This is a genomic window from Micromonospora sp. LOL_021, from assembly GCF_048060215.1.
Lineage (GTDB): Bacteria > Actinomycetota > Actinomycetes > Mycobacteriales > Micromonosporaceae > Micromonospora_E.
Map to the genome: position 1 here is coordinate 1 of NZ_JBHMIN010000159.1, position 400 is coordinate 400.

The following is a 400-nucleotide window of genomic DNA, read 5'->3' on the forward strand; positions in this document are numbered from 1 at the left end:
CGCGCCGCCGAGGCGTACGCCAACAACCACGCCGTCACCGACACCCGCCGTGCGCTCGACAGCGCCTTCGACCGGCTCACCGACGAACGTCCGGAACACGGCGACCCCGGCTGGGCGTACTGGATCAACGAAGCGCAGGCCCACGCCCAGGCCGGCTACTGCTACGTCAAACTCGAAGACTGGACCCGCGCCCGCGAACACCTCCGAGCCGCGCTACGACTCCAAAACGACGAGTACAGCCGCGAAGGAGCACTACGCAACGCCCTGCTCGCCACCACCTACGTCCGGCAGGACCAACCCGAACTGGACAAGGCACTCGCCCTCGGCGACCAGGCCGTCCAGACCCTCACCGGGCAGGTCACCTCCGCCAGGTGCATCAAACACGTCCGCAACCTCGTCG

The 400-nt window shown here is 68.2% G+C and carries 1 pseudogene; it reads left to right on the top strand.

Going from position 1 to position 400, the window contains the following annotated elements:
• Positions 1-400, top strand: a pseudogene (locus ACFHWT_RS31485) (hypothetical protein); the annotation flags it as partial.